General features: G+C 68.6%; 18 protein-coding genes. 9 read left to right on the forward strand and 9 right to left on the reverse strand.

Annotated features, from left to right (window positions below):
- The gene (locus tag P6166_RS02585) at nt 1–933 is read right to left on the reverse strand and encodes a LysR family transcriptional regulator (RefSeq protein ID WP_277762973.1); all 933 of its coding nucleotides are present in this window, start codon (nt 931–933) and stop codon (nt 1–3) included.
- 96 nt (nt 934–1,029) lie between these two features.
- On the opposite strand from P6166_RS02585, the gene P6166_RS02590 reads away from it, so the two are divergent.
- On the forward strand, nt 1,030–1,854 hold the full coding sequence (locus P6166_RS02590; RefSeq protein WP_277762974.1) for an SDR family oxidoreductase: 825 nt from the start codon (nt 1,030–1,032) through the stop codon (nt 1,852–1,854).
- Nucleotides 1,851–2,450, forward strand: coding sequence for a lipocalin-like domain-containing protein (locus P6166_RS02595; RefSeq protein WP_277762975.1), 600 nt, complete (start codon nt 1,851–1,853; stop codon nt 2,448–2,450). Before P6166_RS02590 ends, P6166_RS02595 begins: the two co-directional genes overlap by 4 nt.
- Here the strand turns inward: P6166_RS02595 and P6166_RS02600 are convergent.
- Nucleotides 2,416–3,306, reverse strand: coding sequence for a LysR family transcriptional regulator (locus tag P6166_RS02600; RefSeq protein ID WP_277762976.1), 891 nt, complete (start codon nt 3,304–3,306; stop codon nt 2,416–2,418). The genes P6166_RS02595 and P6166_RS02600 overlap by 35 nt on opposite strands.
- Nucleotides 3,307–3,593: 287 nt before the next feature.
- On the opposite strand from P6166_RS02600, the gene P6166_RS02605 reads away from it, so the two are divergent.
- The 5 genes from P6166_RS02605 (at nt 3,594) to P6166_RS02625 (ending at nt 9,249) form a co-directional block, all read left to right on the forward strand.
- Complete coding sequence (locus P6166_RS02605) at nt 3,594–4,085, forward strand: nuclear transport factor 2 family protein (protein WP_277762977.1); 492 nt, start codon at nt 3,594–3,596, stop codon at nt 4,083–4,085.
- 377 nt (nt 4,086–4,462) lie between these two features.
- A complete protein-coding gene (locus P6166_RS02610; protein ID WP_277762978.1) occupies nt 4,463–5,881 on the forward strand; it encodes an MFS transporter in 1,419 nt (472 codons plus the stop codon).
- Nucleotides 5,878–6,669: a MipA/OmpV family protein gene (locus P6166_RS02615; RefSeq protein ID WP_277762979.1), complete on the forward strand. Its 792-nt coding sequence runs from the start codon at nt 5,878–5,880 to the stop codon at nt 6,667–6,669. The genes P6166_RS02610 and P6166_RS02615 overlap by 4 nt, the downstream gene beginning before the upstream one ends.
- Nucleotides 6,670–6,713: 44 nt before the next feature.
- Entirely contained in the window at nt 6,714–7,763 is a 1,050-nt protein-coding gene (locus tag P6166_RS02620) for an SDR family oxidoreductase (RefSeq protein WP_277762980.1), read from the forward strand.
- 121 nt (nt 7,764–7,884) lie between these two features.
- Nucleotides 7,885–9,249 (forward strand): hypothetical protein, encoded by a 1,365-nt coding sequence (locus P6166_RS02625; RefSeq protein ID WP_277762981.1) that lies wholly within the window; start codon nt 7,885–7,887, stop codon nt 9,247–9,249.
- A 27-nt stretch (nt 9,250–9,276) separates the two neighbouring features.
- On the opposite strand, the gene P6166_RS02630 is transcribed toward P6166_RS02625, so the two are convergent.
- The 3 genes from P6166_RS02630 to P6166_RS02640 form a co-directional block, all read right to left on the reverse strand.
- Complete coding sequence (locus tag P6166_RS02630; protein WP_277762982.1) at nt 9,277–12,360, reverse strand: efflux RND transporter permease subunit; 3,084 nt, start codon at nt 12,358–12,360, stop codon at nt 9,277–9,279.
- Entirely contained in the window at nt 12,357–13,451 is a 1,095-nt protein-coding gene (locus P6166_RS02635) for an efflux RND transporter periplasmic adaptor subunit (protein ID WP_277762983.1), read from the reverse strand. The genes P6166_RS02630 and P6166_RS02635 overlap by 4 nt, the downstream gene beginning before the upstream one ends.
- 87 nt (nt 13,452–13,538) lie before the next feature.
- Nucleotides 13,539–14,153, reverse strand: a complete 615-nt coding sequence (locus tag P6166_RS02640) for a TetR/AcrR family transcriptional regulator C-terminal domain-containing protein (RefSeq protein ID WP_277762984.1) — start codon at nt 14,151–14,153, stop codon at nt 13,539–13,541.
- A gap of 242 nt (nt 14,154–14,395) precedes the next feature.
- Here P6166_RS02640 and P6166_RS02645 point away from each other — a divergent pair, with 242 nt between their 5' ends.
- On the forward strand, nt 14,396–16,534 hold the full coding sequence (locus P6166_RS02645; RefSeq protein WP_277762985.1) for a TonB-dependent siderophore receptor: 2,139 nt from the start codon (nt 14,396–14,398) through the stop codon (nt 16,532–16,534).
- 79 nt (nt 16,535–16,613) lie between these two features.
- Here P6166_RS02645 and P6166_RS02650 read toward each other — a convergent pair whose 3' ends face one another.
- On the reverse strand, nt 16,614–17,372 hold the full coding sequence (locus tag P6166_RS02650) for an SDR family oxidoreductase (protein WP_277762986.1): 759 nt from the start codon (nt 17,370–17,372) through the stop codon (nt 16,614–16,616).
- Between the two features lie 97 nt (nt 17,373–17,469).
- Here P6166_RS02650 and P6166_RS02655 point away from each other — a divergent pair, with 97 nt between their 5' ends.
- Nucleotides 17,470–18,375, forward strand: coding sequence for an AraC family transcriptional regulator (locus P6166_RS02655; RefSeq protein WP_277762987.1), 906 nt, complete (start codon nt 17,470–17,472; stop codon nt 18,373–18,375).
- Nucleotides 18,376–18,387: 12 nt separating this feature from the next.
- Here the strand turns inward: P6166_RS02655 and P6166_RS02660 are convergent, their stop codons facing one another.
- From P6166_RS02660 to P6166_RS02670, 3 genes are all read right to left on the reverse strand, one after another.
- A complete protein-coding gene (locus P6166_RS02660; protein WP_345781846.1) occupies nt 18,388–19,089 on the reverse strand; it encodes a TetR family transcriptional regulator in 702 nt (233 codons plus the stop codon).
- A gap of 272 nt (nt 19,090–19,361) precedes the next feature.
- Entirely contained in the window at nt 19,362–19,760 is a 399-nt protein-coding gene (locus P6166_RS02665) for a hypothetical protein (protein WP_277762989.1), read from the reverse strand.
- 124 nt (nt 19,761–19,884) lie between these two features.
- Nucleotides 19,885–20,805: a M14 family metallocarboxypeptidase gene (locus P6166_RS02670; protein WP_277762990.1), complete on the reverse strand. Its 921-nt coding sequence runs from the start codon at nt 20,803–20,805 to the stop codon at nt 19,885–19,887.
- Between the last annotated feature and the right edge of the window lie 22 nt (nt 20,806–20,827).

Genomic DNA, 20,827 nt, shown 5'->3' on the forward strand with positions numbered 1-20,827 from the left:
TCAGCTTCCCGCCCGATCGCGGCCCGTGGGCGGGCCGCTGCCTTGCGACACCTCGCGAACGACCGCGATGAATGCCTTCAATGGCGCGGGTACGTGGCGGTAGCTGGCGTAGTAGAGGCACAGGCCCGGCGATGGCGGGGTCCAATCCTCCAGCAGGAGGACCAGCGCACCGCTGTCCAGCGCGGGCCGGGCGAAGGATTCCGGCACGTACGCGATGCCCAGGCCGCTGCAGGCCGCCTCGACCATCAGGTCGTTGTCATCCAGGCTGAGCAGGCCGGGCACGTCCAGTGCGAGCTGCCGCGTGCCCTGCTCGAACTCCCATCGATAGCGCTTGCCGCTGGGAAGCCGCTGGCGGATGCAGCGGTGGGACATCAGGTCTCCCGGCACCGCCGGTGTTCCGAACGCCGCGAGGTAGCCGGGCGCGGCCACCGCGACGAAACGGACATCGCTACCGAAGGGCACCGACACCATGTCCTTCGGCACCGACTCGGCCAGGCGCACGCCCGCGTCGAAACCTTCGCCCACGATATCCACCAGTTGCCCTTCGGCGACCAGGTCCAGTTCCACACGCGGATGACGCTGCTGGAATACCGGCACGGCGTGCCGCAGCAACCAGCGTGCCCCGCCCTTGTTGGCGTTGATGCGCAACAGGCCGACCGGTTCGTCCTGTCCATGGCTGACGGCATCCAGCAGGTCGTCCAGTTCCCGCAACAACGGTCCCAGCCGCTGCAGCAACTGCTCGCCATCCGCCGTGACGGAAACGCTGCGCGTGGTGCGATGCAGGAGGCGCACGCCGAGCTGGCGCTCCAGCCCCTTCAAGGCGTGGCTGAGCGAGGACCGCGAAACGCCGAGCGTATCGACGGCCTTCTGGAAGCTGCGGTGTCGTGCCACGAGCGCGAACGCCTTGAGATCGGAAAGGCTCACATGCGTCATTAGTGAACAGACCTCACCAACTCGTTCGTATTGGTGCGACTTATCATACGTCTCCCGTGTCCTTACGTTGTGTGCCTACCCCACGGGAGCATGCAGATGAAGACATGGTGGATCACGGGTGCATCGTCCGGCCTCGGGCTGGCGATGACCACGAAGCTGCTGGCGCGCGGCGACCGGGTGGTCGCGTGCGGACGGCGCGTGGCCCCGTTCGAAGCGCTGCAGCAGGCGGCCGGCGACAGGCTGCGCGTCGCCCGCTTCGACCTGACCGACACGGCGGCCCTGCGGCAGCACGTGGATGCCGCCTTCGCCGACCTGGGCCGGATCGATACGGTGGTCAGCAACGCGGGATACGGGCTGTTCGGTGCCGCGGAGGAAGTCACCGACGCGCAGATTGAGCGCCAGATCGCCACCAACCTGACCGCGTCGATCCACCTGGTACGCGCCATGCTTCCCCATCTGCGCGCCCAGGGCGGTGGCCGGATCCTGCAGGTCTCCTCGGAAGGCGGACAGGTGACGTATCCCAATTTCAGCCTCTACCACGCCACCAAATGGGGCATCGAAGGATTCCTCGACGCGGTGGCCCAGGAGGTGGCGCCGTTCGGTATCGACATCGTGATCGCCGAACCGGGCGCCACCGCCACGGGCTTTGCCGACGGCCTGGACCGCGCGGAACCGATGGATGCCTACGAGGCGACGCCAGCCGGCGACGTGCGCCGCGCCATCGCCAGCGGCGCGTTCGAGATCAGGGGCGATGCGGACCGCACGGTCGACGCGATGATCCAGGTGGCGGACTCGCCCCAGCCACGGCGCCGCATCGCGTTGGGCAGCACCGCGTTCGAGAATATCCACCGCGCACTGTCGGCGCGCCTGGACGATCTGGTGGCGCAGCGGTCGCTGTCACTGACGGCGGACCGGGCATGAAGTGGCCGTGGGCGCTCCTGCTCGGAAGCGCGGTCGGCGCCGCCGCCGGCGAGCCGGCGCCCTCCCCCGCGCCGCCGAACGAGGTGGCCGGCACGTGGCGCATGGTGGCCGCGACCTTGGAGGCTGAGGGCCGGACGCTGAAGCCTTATGGCGACAATCCGCAAGGCATGCTGGTCTTCACCACCGACCTGCATTTCGTCGAAGTGCTGACCGACGGCGACACGCCTCCTTTCGCCTCGAATGCCCGCGGAGGCGGCACGGACGAGGAGAACCGGCGCGCCATGGCATCGAGCATCGCGTTCTTCGGCACCTACACGGTGGATGCGCAGGGTCGCTTTGCGGGCAACCGCGTTGAAGGTGCCACGTTCCCCAACTGGGTGGGCGCCGTGCGCACCGCGCGCGAGCTGACGCTGCGGGTCGAGGGCGACCGGATGTACGAGACGTTCGTTCGCCCGGACGGCGGGCGCGTGGTCGCGCAGTTCGTGCGGGTGCGTGGGCGCGCATGCGCCCCGGGCACGGGCCAGGGAAGTGGCGCAGGCCCGTGCGATGGCGACGGGGGCGTCAAGGCGACAGGGCTTCCTGCGCCCAGTCGATGAAGGCGGTCAGCCGGGGAGACGGCAGCCGCGTGCGTGGATACACGATCGATACCGGGCTGGGCAGCGGCGGATAGTCCTCCAGCAATGGCACCAGCCTGCCGTCGCGGAAATAGGTGTCCAACCGGTAACGCGGCGCCTGGATGATGCCGAAGCCCGCGAAGGCTGCGCCGAGATACGAATCGGCGCCGCTGACGCGCACCCTGCTCGGCAAGGTGACCCACTCCACGCGTCCGCGGCGCTGGAACTCGAGTGGCAGCAGCGCGCCCAGCGAGGAAGACTTGAAGCCGACCATGAGGTGGTCACCCTCGCGCAGCGATTCGAGGGTGCCTGGCACGCCCCGCCGCGCACAGTAGTCCGGCGAGGCGGCCGTGGCTTCCGGCAGATGGGTCAGGCGCCGCGCAACGAGGTCGCTGTCGCGCAGGTCGCCCACGCGCACGGCGCAGTCGATTCCTTCGCGCACCAGGTCGACATACCGATCCCCTTCGCCGATATCGAGTTCGATCTGGGGATAGCGTTCGAGAAACGCCGGCAGCTTCGGGAACAGCAGGTGGCGCGCAAGCCTGCCGTGCACATCGATGCGCAACGGCCCCTGCGGGCGCTCGGCGCGAAAGGCGCTCTCCGCCTCCTCGACATCGGCAACCAGGCGCAGGCAGCGCTCGTAGAAGACCTCGCCTTCCAATGTCGGCGTCACTGTCCGGGTCGTGCGTTGCAACAGGCGCACACCCAGCCGCGCCTCCAACGACTTGATGGCATCGGTGACCGTGGCCCGCGGGAGATCCAGATCCTCTGCCGCGCGCGTGAAGCTGCGCCGCTCCACGATGCGCGCGAAAACCCTCATGGCGTCGAAGCGATCCATTGTCCGGATTCCCGAATTGTGTTGGCGGATTGTGCCGGATTATCCGATCCGGGAACCACAATAAGGTGGTCCTCGCCCCTCCGGCACGCAGCGACACCTCAACACATGCCCCACGGTGCGGCCGGACGGTCGCCCGCACGAACCCAGCCAAGGCGCGCCCTAGCGCCGCCCGCCAGGTACCGCATCACCGCCTTCCGCAGCGCCATTGAGCGCCTGCCTACGCGAGCCCCTCCTCCGCCGCGGCAATTCCTTCGACGGCGCGGGAGCCCTTCCCAGGAGACATTCGAATGACACCCAAGCACTACACCGCGCGCACCTTCCTGGCTTTTGCATTGTTGGCCGCCAGCGCGACGCCCGCCCTCGCGAACGATGCCAGCGAGCGAAACCGCCAGTTCATTGCACAAGCCTTCGACGAATGGGCAGCGGGGGGCAGCGGCTTCTTCGAGCGCGTGCTGGCGCCGGACATGGTGTGGACGATCAAGGGCACCAGCCCGGTCGCCGGACGCTATGAAGGGCGCGAGGAATTCATGGCGAAGGCGGTGGCGCCGTTCGCCGCGCGCCTGTCGTCTCCCATGCGGCCGACGGTGAACCATCTCTGGGCCGAAGGTGATCACGTCATCGTGCAGTGGGACGGCACGGCCATCGCCGCAGACGGAAAGCCCTACCAGAACAGCTATGTCTGGATACTCCAGATGGAGAACTTGCGCGCCGTCGAGGTCACGGCGTTCCTGGACCTGGTGCCTTACGACGATGTCATCGAGCGCATCCCGCTGAAGTGAGGGATACGTTTCCAACGAGCATCGAGAGGATGCGGCGCAGCGTGCAATGGCACCAAAGGTTTGGTGGAAAGAAAAGCGCAACCGCCGAGCATGACGCCGGCTTTTTAAAGGTGGATTAAGGCCAACGCCACTCGTTGCATGGACGACTTGCAGCGCGATCGACGCGCAGTGCACGCATTAATCAATTCTTAAAGTCGGCCCTCCACATTGCGCCACCAGCAACGTGTTCGCAGCGGATTACGTAGTTCTCGATGCGTCGCTCGAAGCCAGCGGATTAGTGCATCGCACTGAGCGGCGAGGTCATTGCGCAATCGAACGCGCCAACGCAGGGAGGCTGCCAGGCACGGCGGCGCTCTCGCAAAACAGGAAAACTTCTCGTGAACCACAACGTCCCGCCCAGACCGGATCGCCCACCGCTGCTGCAGCGGTTGCTCAACGTGAATCGTGCGGAGGTCGTTCCCGTACTGATCGCCGCGCTGTTCTTCTTCTGCGTGCTGACCGCCTTGATGTTGCTGCGCCCCGCCCGCGATGCACTGGGCATGGAGCGTGGCATCGAAAGCATTCGCTGGCTGTTCTTCGGCACGGCGCTGGCAACGCTCGCGGTGAATCCCGTGTTCGGCTGGCTCGTCGCGCGCCTGCGGCGGCTGCAGTTCATCAGCGCGACTTACGGCTTCTTCGTGATGAGCCTGGTGGGATTCTGGGCGTTACTGGTGCTGGCGCCCGAGGCCATTGGCCAGCGCAGCGGCCAGGTGTTCTACGTGTGGTTCAGCGTCTTCAACCTGTTCGTCACCATGGTGTTCTGGGCGCTGCTGGCGGACCGCTTCACCAGCGACCAAGGCCGGCGCTTCTTCGCGCTCATCTCCGTGGGCGGCACGCTGGGCGCGATCTTCGGCCCCTGGTTGACATCGCAGCTCGCCGAGCCGCTCGGTACGCCCAGCCTGTTGCTGGTCGCGGGCGGCTTCCTGCTGGCCGCGCTCGCCGCGGCCTGGCTGCTGGTTCGCGTGGTGCCGGACCGAACGGAGACCGCGACCGCCACGGCTTCCTCCCCCTCCACCGCGGTGGCGCACGAACGTATCGGCGGCAGCGCCTGGGCCGGCTTGCTCGCCGTGCTGCGGTCGCGCTACCTGACGGCCATCGCCGGCTACGTCGTGCTGATGACCGTGCTCGCCACGCTCATCTATTTCACCCGCCTGCAGATGGTGGCCGCGGCGACCGACGACATGGATGCCCGCGCGGCGCTGATGGGCAACATCGACATGTGGACGCAGGTCGCCGTGCTGGCGCTGCAGGTCACGCTGACCGGCAAGTTGATCCAGCGGTTCGGACTGGGCGTCGCGCTGGCCATCCTGCCGGTGGCGACGGCGCTTGGCTTCATCGGGTTGGCGATCTACGGCTCGTTCGTCGTGCTGGTGCTGCTGGAGGCCACCAACCGCGCCGTGCAGCGCGGCATCACCCGGCCCGCGCGCGAGGCGCTGTTCACCGTGGTGAGCCGCGAGGACAAATACAAGGCCAAGGCCTTCGTGGACACCTTCATGTACCGCACCGGCGATGTGCTCGGTGCGCAGGCCGAAGGCCTGCTCGGCCGGCTCGGGCTGGCCCTGGGCGGCCTGGCCAGCATCGTCGTGCCGCTGGCCATCGCCTGGGCGGCGATCGGGCTGTGGCTGGGCCGCGCGCAAGGTCGCCACGCCGCTTCCGCCGCGCGGGCTTCCGCCTTCGTTTACCACCCCGCGCGCACGCGGCCAGGCACCGGCTCGATGCATGCATCCACCCCCACCTCCACCAGAGAAGAGACATGACGGTCACCACGACACGACGCTTCACCCTGCTCACGCTGCTCGCCCTGCCCGCGCCGCTGCTGGCGCAGGCGCAGGCCACGGAAGATAGCTGGTCCCTGGGCGCTGGCGCCGCGGTGATCGACAGCCCCTACGCCGGCGAAGGCACGCGCGTGCGGCCTTTCCCGTTGGTCAGCTACGACGGCGAGCGGGTGTTCCTCCGCGGCATCTCCGGCGGCGTGCACCTGTACGAATCGTCCGGCTTCGCGGTCGATGCGATCGTGGCGGCGCGCTTGTACGGGTTCGATATCGATGACCTGGGACGCAGGGCGCTGATCGCCAACGGCCTGGATCCGTCGCAGTTGCGCGATCGCGACGACGGCATCGACGCCGGGTTGCGCTTCACTTACGGATCGCGCTGGGGCGCGATCTCGCTGGAGGCGGCGAGCGATATCTCCAACACCAGCGATGGCCACGAGATTTCCCTGGACTACCGCTACACCTGGACGCACGCGCAGACCGCGCTCACCGCCAACGTGGGCGCCAACTACCTCTCATCCAAGTTGGCCGGCTACTACTTCGGCATCCTCGACGAGGAAGTGGCGCGCGGTGTGGCGCCCTACCGGCCGGGCTCGGCCGTCATGCCCCACGTCGGCCTGTCCCTGACGCAGGCGCTCGGCACATCGAAGTGGCGGGTGATCGCCTCCGCCGAATACCAGTTCCTCCCCGACGAGCTCGCCGACAGCCCATTGCTCGAGCCGGACCGCGACGGCTTCGGCCGGCTCGTGCTGGGCCTGACCCGGAGCTTCTGATGTCCACGCATCACTTCCCCCACTCCCCCAATGAGGACTTGCGCATGACCACCCCACTCACCCCGCTGCCCACTTCGATGCCCGCGTTCTGGCGCGGACGCCTCGCTGCCCTCGGCCTGATGCTCGGCGGCGCCACTGCCGGCGAGGCCGTGGCGCACACGCCCCCGCCAGCCTGGAGCACGGCCGACATGCCCACGCAGGAAGGGCGCATCTTCGTCGTCACCGGCGGAACCAGCGGCATGGGTTTCGAGGATGCCAAGGCACTGGCCGCCGCCGGTGCCCGGGTGGTCATCGTGGCGCGCAACGCGCAGCGCGGACAGGAAGCGATCGAGAAAATCCGCCAGGCGGTTCCGGCGGCGCAGGTCGCGTTCGAGGGCGTCGACCTTTCCAGCCTCGCGTCTGTGCGCGACCTGGGCCAGCGGCTGAATGCCTCGCTGCCGCGCGTGGATGGCTTGATCAACAACGCGGCGATCATGGCGCCGCCGACGCGCGGCACCTCGGTGGATGGGTTGGAAATGCAGTTCGCCACCAACTACGCCGGCCATTTCGTCTTGACCGCCGAACTGCTGCCGTTGCTGCGCAAGAGCCAGGCGCCGCGCGTGGTGACCTTGTCCAGCATCGCGGTGCATCGCGGCACGCTCGATCTCGATGACCTGCAATCGACCGGCGCCTACGAGCCCATGGCGACGTATGCCCAGTCGAAGCTGGCGTGCCTGATGTTCGCGTTCGAGCTGCAACGCCGCAGCGAAGCGGGCGGCTGGGGCATCGAGAGCATGGCCGCGCATCCCGGCGTCGCGGTGACCGAACTGGTGGCGCGCGGGCCGGGCCTGGACAGCGCGCAAGGACGCGAGTGGGCCAGCCACCGGGAGCATTTCCAGACCGCGGCCCAAGGGGCCATCCCGACGCTGTATGCGGCGACCGCGCCAACGGCCCAGGGCGGCGTCTACTACGGCCCCACCGGGCCGAACGAGGTGGCCGGTCCGCTGGGCGTGGCCACGGTGCCCGCCATCGCCGGCGACGCGGCCACGGCCGCACGCCTGTGGGAACTCACCGAAACGATCACGGGCGCGCGGTTCCCCTCGTCCGTCCGTTGATCACGCATCGCGCCGCATCGCCGATCCGCTGGGCCTGGCCTGGCGGATCGGCCTTCGTCCGCCGGCGCTTGCGCGCGGCCAGGTCGAACAGGCGTGCGGCGCGGCGGCGCGGGAGCGCCTCATGACCCCGTTCGAGCCCTCGTCCTGGCGCACGCGTGCCTCGGCACGGATGCATCGCCTCCTCGAGGTGCATCGCGAACAACGCGCTTCGATGTTGAACGCCGCGTGCGGCTTCTTCTTCGTGACGACGGGCGTGATGCTGCTTCGCCCGGTCCGCGATGCCATGGGCATCGCCGGCGGGCTGGAAGACATCCGCGGCTTGTTCATCTCCACCGCGCTGCTGACGCTGGCGCTCAACCCGCTCTTCGGCCTGCTCGTTGCACGCACCCGGCGCGCGCACGCGATCGTTGCGACGTTCGGCTTCTTCGCCCTCACGCTGCTGGCCTTCTGGGCCTTGATGACCTTCGGCTCCCCGGCCGTGGGCAGAGCCAGCGGGCAGGCGCTGTACGTATGGTTCAGCGTGCTCAATGTGTTCGGCACCATGGTGTTCTGGGCGCTGGTGGTGGACCGATTCCGCGGCGAACAGGGCACGCGGCCATTCGCAGTGGTCGCGATGGGGGGCACGTTGGGCGCCATCTGCGGGCCCGGGCTGACGGCCTGGCTCGCGCAGCCGTTGGGCGCCGCCAACCTGTTGCCGCTGTCGGCGCTGTTCCTGGTGGTGGGCACGCTGTCGGCACTGCGGCTGGCGCGCGGCGCGCCGGTGCCGGGGCGCGCGGAAGGCAGCGAGGAAGCCTCCGCAGACGACATGGCACCGCTCGGCGGCGGCGCCTGGGATGGCGCACGCGCGGTGCGGCGATCGCCGTATCTGGCCGGCATCGCCGGCTACGTGCTGCTGACGGCCGTGATGACCACGCTGGTCTATCTCACCCGGCTGCACTGGGTGGCCGACGGGCCCGCGGATCCGGAGGCGATGGCCGCGACGCTGGCGAACATCGACATGGGCACGCAGATCGTCTTTCTCGTACTGCAGGCGGCCATGGCCACGCGTTTGGGCCGCCGCGTCGGCCCCGGCGCAGCGCTGATCGCCCTGCCGCTGGCGACCAGCCTCGGCTTCCTGGCGTTGGCCGCGCACGGCGGCATCGTGCTGCTGTTCGTGCTGGAGGCGGCCACCCGCGCCGTGCAGCGCGGCGTCGCGCGGCCGGCCCGGGAGCTGCTCTTTACGCTGGTACGGCGCGAACACACCTACAAGGCCAAGGCGTTCATCGATACGTTCGTGTACCGGATGGGCGACGTGTTGGGCGCGCAGCTCGAAACATGGGCACGCTCGGCGCGCGGCGTCGACGGCGTGGTCGCCACGGCGATCCCGGTCGCGGCGGTATGGCTGCTGACGGCCCTGCACCTGGGCAGGCGCTATCGGCAACAGCGCGTGCGTCCCGCCGCCCGGGGCGATGCCCGCTGGAACGCCCCACCCGCCGAGGCGGAATGAGGCGCGCCAGCGTGGCGCCGGCGCCGCTCAGTGCTCGTCGGTGACCGCGGCGTGCGGGTGCGAGGAACGATGGCGGAACTTGCGCGAGATCCACTCGCCCAGGTCGTCCACCACGGTGAACGCCGCGGGGATCACGATCAGGCTCAACAACGTCGAGGTGATCAAGCCGCCGATCACCGCGATCGCCATCGGCGCGCGGAAGCTCGAATCGCCCGCGAAGCCCAGCGCGATCGGCATCATGCCCGCGCCCATCGCCAGCGTGGTCATGATGATCGGCTGGGCGCGCTTGCGGCAGGCATCGACCAGCGCATCATGCTGGCTCAGCCCGTGTTCGTCCTCGGCGATGACCGCGTAGTCCACCAGCAGGATCGAGTTCTTGGTGGCGATGCCGATCAACATCAACAGGCCGATCAAGGCCGGCAGCGACAGCATGTTCTGGGTGATCAGCAGCGCGCCGAATGCACCGCCGGCGCACAGCGGCACGGCAGCCAGGATCGTCACCGGCATCAGCGCATGGTTGAACAGCAGCAACAGCACCATGTAGATGCATACCAGCCCGGCGGCCATGGCCAGCAGGAAGCCGATGAACAGCTCCACGAAGACCTCGGCATCGCCCGTGTTGAGGAAGCTCACGCCCGGCGGCAGCTGCTTGACGCTCGGCAGCTGCTGCACCTGCTCCATCACCTCGCCCAGCGGGCGGCCGTTGAGCTCGGCCGTCAGAGTGACATTGCGCTGGCGCTGGTAGCGGGAAATCTGCGACGGACCGCTGCCCATCTGGATGTCCGCCACCGCCGACAACGGCACCGGCCCGTAACGGCCCGGCACGCGGAGTTGGCCGATCAGCGCGGGGTTGGCCAAGGTGGCCTCGGCGAAACCCACGCGGATCGGCACCTGCCGGTCGGGCAGGTTGAGCTTGGCCAGACGCTGTTCGTAGTCGCCGGCAGTGGCGATGCGCGCCGCCTCGGCGATGTCCGCGGTCGCCACGCCCATGTCGGCCGCGCGCGCCGGGTTAGGCACGATCTGGATTTCCGGCCGCAACAACGAAGCGGTGGACGTCACGCTGCCCAGCCCCTGGATGCCGCGCAGGTCGCGCTCCAACGCGGTGGCGGCATCCTGCAGGCGCTGCGGGTCGTCGCCGGAGAGCACCAGCTGCAGCAGGTTGCCCGGTTCGGAGCTCACATAGCTCACGCGCAGGCCGGGCAGATCGGCCAGGCGCGCGCGCGCATCGCGCTCCAGTTCGCGCTGGTCGCGCTTGCGTTCGTCGGCCACGCCCCAGTCCAGCACCAGCGTCGCCTTGCGCGCGTCGGGCACGCCGGTGGTCGAAGGATCGCCCAGGTCGAGCACGCTGCCGACCGCGGTGTATACCTGCTTGAGTTCGGGCATGTCGGCGAGCAAGCCCCGCGCACGCTCGGAGACGGCGACGGTTTCCTGCAGGCGCGTACCCGGCGGCAGCTCCAGGCTCAGGTTGCTGCGGCCCAGGTCGGACTGCGGAATGAACGTGGCCGGGATCAACGGCACCAACGCCAGCGAGGCGACGAACAGCCCGGCGGCGATCCACAGCGTGCGGCCGCGATGGCGCAGCGCCGCGTCCACCCACCCCAGGTACCAGCGCATCAGCCTGGAATCGCCCTTCTCCTCGCCGTGTGGCTTGAGGATGTAGGCCGCCATCATCGGCGTCAGCAGGCGCGCCACCAGCAGCGAGAACAGCACGGCGGTGGCGGCGGTCCAGCCGAACTCGCGGAAGAACTTGCCGGCGATGCCCGGCATGAACGCCACCGGCACGAATACGGCGGCCAGCGTCAGCGAGGTGGCGATCACCGCGTTGCCGATCTCGCCGGCCGCCTCGCGTGCCGCCTCCAGGGGCGGCTTGCCCATGCGCAGGTGGCGCACGATGTTCTCGATCTCCACGATGGCATCGTCCACCAGGATGCCTACCACCACCGACAGCGCCAGCAGCGTGATCATGTTCAAGGTAAAGCCGAACCAGTACATCACCGCGAACGTCGGGATGATCGACAGCGGCAGGGCCAGCGCCGACACCCAGGTCGCCCGCCAGTCGCGCAGGAACAGCCATACCACCAGCAACGCCAGCAGCGCGCCTTCGTAGAGCATGGTCATCGACGAATCGTAGGAGCGATGCGTTTCGTCGATCGCGGTGGTGACCAGGCGGAAGTCGATGCCGGGATGACTGGCCTTCAGCGCGTCCAGCGCCTCGTGCACCCCCTTCTCCACCTTGACCTCGCTGGAGCCGCGCGTGCGCGACATCGAGAAGGCCACCACGTCCTTGCCGTCCAGCAGGGCCGCCTCGGTGGGATCGGCGGCCGCATCGGTCACGCGCGCCAGCGTGGACAGGCGCACCGCGCGCCCGTCCGGCAGGCTGATCGAGTAATCGCGCAGCGCCTGCGCATCGCCCACGGTGCCCAGGGTGCGAATGGTCTGCTGCGCGCCTTCCAGTTCCGCCTTGCCGCCGGCGCGCTCCACCTGGATCTGCGCCAGCTGCTGCGAAACGGCGCCGGCGGTGATGCCGAACGCCAGCAGCGCATTCGGGTCCAGGTCCACGCGCACCTGCCGCTGCACGCCGCCCACCCGCGTTACGCGAGCCACGCCCGGCACGCCGTACATGGCGCGCGAGATATCGCGGTCGACGAACCAGCTGGCCTCGTCGGCGGTCATGCGCGGCGCCACCAGCACGTAGGTCATCAGCGAGCCGCCGATGTCCACCTTCGAGATCACCGGCTCCTGGATATCCTGCGGCAGATCGGTGCGGATGCGCGTCACCGCGTCGCGCGTGTCATCCAGCGCGGTCGCCAGGTCGGCTTCGAGCTGGAATTCTATGCTGGTCGTGCTCACGCCCTCGCTGACGGTGGACATCACGCGCTTGACGTTGTTCACCGTGGCGACCGAGTCCTCGACCTTGCGCGTGACTTCGGCCTCCAGCTGGCTCGGCGAGGCGCCCGGCTGGGTGACGGTGACCGTGGTCATCGGAAACGCGATGTCCGGGAACCGTGCCACCGGCAACTGGTGGAAGCCCCACAGCCCCGCCACGCACAGCACGAAGAACACCAGCAGCGCCGGCAGCGGGCGCTGGATCGCCCAGGCGGAGAAGTTCATCGTGCGCCCGCCTTGGTCGCCGCCACCACGCGCACGCGGTCGCCCTCGCCCAGGAAGCCGGCACCCTCGACCACGACCTGATCGCCTGCCTTCAGGCCTTCCACGATTTCGGTACGGCCATCCGCCACCTGGCCGGTCCGCACGCGGCGGCGCTGCGCCTGCTGCTTGTCATCCACCGTGAACACGTAGCTGTGCCCATCGCGCTGCACGATGGACGCGCTGGGGATGGTCAACGCCTGGCCGTCGCCGGTGACGATGCGGCCCTCGACATACACGCCCGGCTTCAGCGCACCCGGCGCGGGCAAGTCGGCGTAGATGGTGCCGGTGCGGGTCTGCGAATCCACGCCCGGGCTCACCGCGCGGATGCGCCCGATGACCTCCTGCCCGGCATATGGCAGCGTCACGGAGTTGCCGACGGCGACGCCGGCGAGCTGGGCCTCGGAAAGCTCCGCGCGCCATTCCAGCCGGTTGTCGCGGATCAGGCGCAGCAGCTCGCTGCCGGCGGCCACCACCTGGCCAGGCTGCACGAGGCGCTTGGAGATCACGCCATCGGCCGGTGCGCGCAGTTCGGCGAAATCGCGCTGCAGCCTGGCTGCGTCGCGGCGCGCGCGGGCGGTCGCGGTTTGCGCCTGCGCATCGGCACGGGCGGCGCGCAATTCGTCCAGGCTGCTGGCGCTGATCAGCTTCTCGTTCGCCAGCTTCGCGCCGCGCGCATAGTTCAGGCTTGCCAGTTCCTCGGCGGTTTGGGCCTGGCGCAACGTGGCGTCGGCCTGCGCCAACTCGCTGTCGAGCGTGCGATGGTCCAGCTCGAGCAGCACCTGGCCCCGCTTTACCCACTCGCCCACGTCCACGTTCAGCGCAGTGACGCGCTGGCCACTGAGCTCCACGCCCAGCTGCATTTCCTCGAATGCCGAGACCGGGCCGGACACCAGCACCGTGCGGGCCATCGTCTGCGCCTGCGCGGGCGCCAGCGAGACGGCCAGCGCCGAGGATTGCCCATCGGGCTGTTCGTTCTTGTCCGAGGCACCGCAGGCCGACAACGACGACGCGATCAGGAAGACAACACACCAATGCAAGGAAGGGACACGCATGGAAATCTCTATGGGCAGTAGGTGGGAAAGCCGCCGGAGGAAACCGCGCTTGCGTTGGCTGGCGGGCGGTGTGGGTGGGAACGATTGTTAGGGGGTCTGCGCGGCAGGGGGCAGCTTCAGCGCTATGCCATCGAGCAGAAGGCCCACGCCCTGGGCGAAGCGCCGCTCCAGGTCGGGTTCCGCCAGGAAGTGGCGGGCCTGAAAGCAATAGGGAAAGTGCGCTTCGGCCATGGCGAGGAAGTTGGCTTCCAGTTCATCCGTTTCCGCGCCCGGCTGCGGCATCGACTGCTCCTCGATGACAAAGCCGAGCACGTAGTAGATGAGGTCCATGGCCGACGTCGCGGCGAAGTCGATCGCCGCGCCGGCTTGCGCCAGCGCCGAGATCGTCACCTCGGCCACGCGCATCACGTTCTCCGTCGCCAGGTAGGTGCCGGCGTAGACCCGCGCGCCATCACGATGTGCCTTGAACGCGTGACGGAATTCGTGGGCCAGCTGCAGCAACGTCGCGCGCCAGGGCTGGCCCGGCGGGACATTGCGCGCGACATCCTTGATCAGTGCGTCGGCCATGGCATCGACCAGCGCCTGCTTGCTCTTGAAATGCCAGTACAGCGAAGGCGCACGGATGCCCAGCTGGCAGGCGACCTTGCGCAGGCTTACGCCGTCCAGCCCTGCCTGATCGAGCAGTTGGAACGCGGCCGCCACGATTTGCTCCCGCCCTATCGCCTTGCGCACTGGGTACCTAACGCTGTTAGACGGCGGGAATCTAACAGCGTTAGGCGGGATGCAGCAAGCGTCCAGGGGGCTGCACCACCCGGCGCGGGCGCGCGACCGAAGCGCACAGGCGAAAAAACGAATATCAATAAGAACCATTCCCATGTAAAATTGAGCCGTTCAGCCGGCGGGATCGTGCCGCCCACTTTTTCTACCCGGGACCCCTCACCCACATGTCCAGCTCCTCCCGTCGCGCTGCTGCCTTGCCGCGCTATTCGCTGTTGGCCCTCGGCCTGGTCGTCGCCCTCAACGCGCAAGCGGACGACGCGGCCTCCGGCACCGCCAACGCCACCGATCTCGACCAGGTCCGCGTCGTCGCCCAGCGCGCCGAGCGCGTCAGCAACGGCGCTACCAATCTCGACCTCGCGATCAAGGACACCCCGCAGTCGATCAGCGAGGTGAGCAGCGAACAGATGCAGGCCTTTGGCGTGAACACCGTCAACGATGCGCTGCGCATGGCCACCGGCATCGTGGTGGACGAGTGGGAGACCAACCGGACCACCTATACGGCGCGCGGCTTCGACATCGCCAACACGCAGATCGATGGCATCGGCCTGCCCAACGGCTGGGGCATCGCCACCAGCGCGACCGATGCTTTCGCCTACGAGAAGCTGGAAGTCATCCGCGGCGCCAACGGGCTGCTGACCGGCGTCGGCAACGCCGCCGGCACCATCAACTACGTGCGCAAGCGCCCGACCAATGACGAACAGGGCGTGGTCGGCATCAGTTACGGCACCTGGGGCACGCGCCGCGTGGAGACCGACTACTCCACCCCGTTCACCACCGACGGCAGCTGGGCTGGCCGCGTGGTGGCCGCGCACGAGGACGGCGATTCCTGGCTACGCGACAAGCACGACAAGCGCGACTTCTTCTACGGAGTGGTCGACGGCCAGATCGGCGAGAACGGCACGCTGACCGCGGGCTATTCGTGGCAGAAGGCCCGCACGGACGGCAACATGTGGGGCGCGCTGACCTTCATGTACAACGATGGCACGCAGGCCGAGTGGGACCGCGGCGCGTCCACCACCCAGGACTGGACGATGTGGGACACCACCACCCAGACCGGCTTCCTGGAATACACCCACCAGGTGGCCGAGGATTGGCAGCTGAAGCTGTCCTACAACTACCGGCGCATCACCAACGACACCAAGCTGTTCTACGCGACCGACTATTTCGGTACCGGCCTGGAGCCTGGCACGAACCTGGGTCTGTATGGCTACCCCTGGGGCGGCTACGACAAGACCACCGCGCACCTGGGCGCCGCCACGCTCAACGGCCACTTCGAGCTGTTCGGGCTGGACCAGGAGGTGATGTTCGGCCTCAGTTACGCCCGCAGCGAGGCCAACAACGAGGAATACGCCGGCGCGCTGTGCGGCGATGCGGTGTGCGGCTACCTGCCCATGCCGGGCTTCCCGTGGGCCGGCGACGTGATTCCCGAGCCGGTGTGGGGCGACCTGTCGCTGTACAGCACGCTCAACCAGCGCCTGAAGCGCGCGTATGGCGCGGCGCGAATTTCCTTCACCGAGCGGCTCAAGGCCGTGGTCGGCGTGAACTACGCCAACTACCACCGCGACGGCGTGAACTATGGCGTGGTGTTCGACCAGACCGAAGGCAAGACCAGCCCCTACGGCGGCCTGACCTTCGATTTCAACGAGCACGTGCTGGGCTACGTCAGCTATTCGGATATCTACCAGCCGCAGGAACAGAGCGATGCGGACGGCCGCTACCTGGATCCGACCAAGGGCTCGAACTACGAGGTGGGCGTCAAGGCCGACTGGCTGGACAAGCGCCTGCTCACGACGGTGGCGCTGTTCAAGGCCGAGCAGGATGGCCTGGCCACCGGCGCCGGTTACAACGACCAAGGCCAGTACTACTACACCGGCGTGAACGTCGAATCCAAGGGCGTGGAGTTCGAGGCGACCGGCAAGCTGTCGGAGAACGTGAACCTGGTCCTGGGCTACACCGCGCTGAAGCTGACCGGCGACGACGGCGACGACACCTATCGCTGGGTTCCGCGGCGCACCGCCAACCTGATGCTCAGCGCCCGCCTGCCGAGCTACAACGCGTTGTCGTTCGGCATCGGCGGCCGCTGGCAGAGCAACGTCTCCAACGTGGAGACCAGCGGCTTCACCGTGCGCCAGGACAGTTACGCGGTGATCAACGGCTTCGTGGCCTGGGATTTCCTGCCCGACGCCACGCTGCGCTTCAACGTGAAGAACATCACCGACGAGAAGTACATCAACTCGTTGCGCTACAGCGGCTATTACGGCGCGCCGCGCAGCTACACGGTGAGCCTGGACTGGCGCTTCTGAGTCGTCCGCCGATACGGCCATAGCGGCATGCGCCGAGGGGATCGACCGATCCCCTCGCCCGTCGCCGCGCTAGGTCGCGCTACGTCGTGCCGCCGCTTTCCGCCATCCAGGCCTCGGCGTCGGCGCCCGCGGGAATGCGCAGCGGCGTGTTCGGATCGGTCGCCGCCCGCCACACCGCCTGCGCAACGTCCGGCGCGTGCGTAACCGGTCCCCGGCTATCGCGCATCCCGGAGATGATGCGCGCGATGAAATCGGCGTAGTCGGGATGGTCCTGCCCATGCAGGAAGGCCTGCGCGTTCGCACCAAAGCGCGTCTCGGGCGAGCGCCCCGGCAGCACCAGGCGTACACGCACGTCGAACGGCGCCATCTCGATGGCCAACGAGGCGGTGAAGGCATTCACCGCAGCCTTGCTTGCGCTGTAGACGCCGACCAGCGGCAAGGCCTTGAGCGTCACGGATGACGTCACGTTGACCACTACGCCGGCACGGCGCTGGCGGAACTGCGGCAGGAATGCCTGCGTCATCGCCAGCGTGCCGAACAGGTTGGTCTCGAACAGGGCGCGAGCGGTGGCGGTGGGCATCAGCTCGACCGGCACGGGCGCGCCGATGCCGGCATTGTTGACCAGCACGTCGATCAGGCCGGCGGCTTCGACCAGCGCGGCGATGCTCGCCGGATCGGTGATGTCCAGCGACAGGATGCGCAGGCGGTCGGAGACGGGCAGTCCATCGGGCTGGGGCGTGCGCATCGTGGCGATGACCTCCCAGCCTTGCTGGAGGAACAGGCGGGCTGTTTCCTGGCCGAAGCCGGACGAGCAGCCGGTGATAAGGACGGTGGACATGGACATGGCCTTGTGTGGGAACCGACGCACAGACTAGGCCGCCCCCACAGGACGCACTACACTCCAGCGTCCATCATTCTTTTGCGTGCGTCCTGCCATGACCGATCCGCTCGCCGAGATGGTGCGCTTGCTCCAGCCCACGGCGCGGTTCTCCAAGCTGGTCGAGGGCGCCGGCGCCTGGCGGGTGCAGCGTCCTGGCGACGGCGACCCGTTCTACTGCGTACTGCTCGAAGGCCAATGCCGGATGGTGGTGGCGGGCCAGCCACCGATCGACCTGCAAGCCGGCGACTTCGTGCTGGTGCCGGCCATGCGCGACCTGAGCAACGCCAGCCCGGCCGGAGCGCAGGCGGCGCCTACCCTGCCGGTGAAGCTGGGCGAAGGCCACTTCCGCGTCGGGCGCCAGGACGGCGCGCCCGAGCAGCGCATGCACATCGGCCATTGCCGCTTTGGCTCGCCGGATGCAGCGCTGCTGGTTTCGCTGCTGCCGCAGGTACTCCACGTGCGCGGCGTGCCACGCCTGGCCACGCTGGTGCAGTGGCTCGGCGACGAGACCCTCGCGCAGCGACCCGCGCGCGAGGTCGTGCTCGAGCGCCTGCTGGAGGTGCTGTTGATCGAAGCGCTGCGCAGTGTCGGCGCCACCGGCGCGGGGCCCGGCCTGGCGCTGGGCCTGGCCGACGAGCGCCTCGCCATGGCGCTGCGTGCGTTGCACGCGCGGCCCGAACAGCCGTGGACCGTGGCCGGACTGGCCGAGCAGGCCGCCCTGTCGCGCTCGGCCTTCTTTGCGCGCTTCACGCGCACGCTCGGGGTGGCACCGATGGCGTACCTGCTGCATTGGCGCATGGCGCTGGCCAAACGCCTGCTGCGCGAGGGCAACGTGGAGATCGCGCGCGTGGCTGAGCAAGTGGGCTACAGTTCGGCGAGCACTTTCAGCGTGGCCTTCGCGCGCCAGGTGGGCATGCCCCCAGCGCGATACGCGCGCCAGGCCACTGCCGTGACCGCGTGAGGTTGCGCGCCCTCAGGCGCGCTGGCGACGTTTGCCGGGCGCAGCTTCGCGCACCCCGTGGCGCAGCATCGCCACCGCATGTTCGGCCACCGCGTTGGCGGCCTGCGCGTCGGCCGCGCCGCCGAGCACGGTCAGTGGCAACATCGTCATGCCGAAGACCGACATCAGCACCAGTTCCGGCTTCAGGGCCGGGCTGATCAATCCATCGCGCTGCCATGCCTCGATGAGTGCGGTGGTGCGCCGTTCGCCGGTGGCGTCCAGCTGCGCACGCATGCGCGCGCGCAACAGCCCGCCCTCGCTCATGACCTCCCGTAGCCACAAGCCTGGCAGCCATGGATAGCGACGCGCCTGCGCGACCAGGCTGCGGGCGAAGGCGGTCAACGCCTCGATCGGGTCGACATGTCCGGCCAGTCCCTGGATGAGCGCGTTGCGCAACGGCAACAACCGTTCCTGGATCAGCACATCCAGCAGTTTCTCGCGCGTACTGAAGTGGTAGTGGATCATCGCCTTGGTGACGCCGGCTTCAGCGGCGATCGCGCTCAACGGTGTCTGTGCGATGCCATGCCGCGCGAAGAGCTTGAGTGCCGCTTCCAGCAATTGGTCCTGCAGCGGTTCTCCCGCTCGTATTCCGCGTGGCCGCCCCGGTCCGCGCGGGCGCGTGGCGGGCGTGTCGGCGGGTGCGGGGCTACGCGTCGCAAGGCGCTTTCTGGCCAACGGATAACCCGCTGAATACGGTATATGCCGAGGAAACTAGCTGGCGGGGGTCCGCAACTCAAGCTGAAAAGAATGCACGGATTCAGCTTCGCTGCGGCGCGTCATGCGCCGCCCCAGAGCCCGCTGGCGGCGCGCGACAGGCGCCGATCGCAAGGCGTGACGCAGTCGTCGAAAGCCAGGCGACGCAGTGCCGCTTATCCGTTGCGTCTCGCGTCGCGCCCCTGCCCGTGGCATGGCGGCGCGGGCGGCGAACCGCCCGCGAGACCGCCGCGCTACTTGCAGGCTTGCTGCACCCGGTTATCCCAGAGGCTGGACATCGCGAAATCGCGTTTCAGCCCCGCGGCCTCATAGGCGGCTGCGCGTTGTGCCCGTACCGCGTCGCAACTGCCGCCGGTGTACTGCCGGGTACGCGCCCCCTTCCCCATGCCGCGCGCACGCCGGGCGCCCGGTGCACGTCGTGCCGCTCCCCGCGACACGGTGCTGCGGGCCACCTGCTGCGCGAACAGCGGCGGATGCACGGCCATCCGACGCGTCTCGCGGATCCCATCGCCGATGCAAGGTGTCGCCGGGACCGCCCCCTCCCTTCCCTGCCGGCAACCGTGAACTTCCTGCGCCACCGCCGGCGCGCAGCACAACGCCCATCCCCAAAACGCGAATCTCCAGACGTTCATCATCATCCTCCTGTGGGAAGAAGGATGGACGCCCGGCACTTAGAGGCCCAGCGGCGAACGCCGTGGAAACACCTAGGAAAACGGCGGCGCGGGCGACGGAAAACCGCGCGTCGCCGGGCGGGCCTCAGCCCTGCGCCAGCGCGTAGTCCAGCGCCGCGCGGATGGCCGCCACCTGCGCCGCGTTGCATTCGGCCGGCGTCGCATGGGCGCTGTCGGGATACACCTCGGTGGTGGTGGTGTAAACCGCGTCGGTGATGCCCGCGCACAGGCCCAGTCGCTTGACCGGATATTCGATCACGCCCGGCGCCACCACCGGCGAGCCGATGATCAGCCCGCGCGCATCCGCCGGCGCGATATGCGTCACGCGCGCCACCGCGGCGATCACCGCGCGCTGGAAATCCAGCTGCGGGTTCTCGCTGTCGCCGACCAGGTAGAAGCCGTCCGGGATGCCGTCCGGCTCGAACGGCTTGCCGTCGCGCGCGGCCAGCGCCGGGCGGAACTCGCTTTCATCGCTGTCGGTGGTTTCATGCAGGTCGATATGCAGGCGCACGCGCTGGCGAAGCGGCGCCACCAGCGACCACAGTGCCGCCGATTCGCCGGCAGGGCTGTCAGCGCGAAACGAGCGGTTCGGGTCGATCGCCGCCGGGTTCCAGCGATGGATGCGCTCGTAGCCCCACGGGCTCACGCACGGCACCACCAGCAGGTTCACCCGCCCGGCGTATTGGCGCGCATGCTCGCGCAGGAACTGCAACGCACCCTGCACGCCGCTGGTCTCGTAGCCATGCACGCCGCCGGTGACCAGCGCGGTGGGCAGGCCGTCGTTCCAATCGCGGCTGCGCACGGCATACAGCGCGTAATGCTCGGGCGCGTAGTCCAGTTCGCCGTAGACCGAGACGTCGAAATCGGCGCGCAGCGCGTCGATGCCGGCCACCACCTCGCCTTCGTAGCTGCGCAGCTTGTGCTGCCGGCCCAGCCACTGCCGCTTCTCGTCTTCGCCCCAGGGCTGGCCGGGCGTACCGATGGGATAGAAGGCGGTCTGGGACATGGCGATACCGGGTGGAAGGGAA

Source organism: Stenotrophomonas sp. HITSZ_GD (assembly GCF_029543105.1).
Taxonomy (GTDB): Bacteria; Pseudomonadota; Gammaproteobacteria; order Xanthomonadales; family Xanthomonadaceae; genus Stenotrophomonas_A.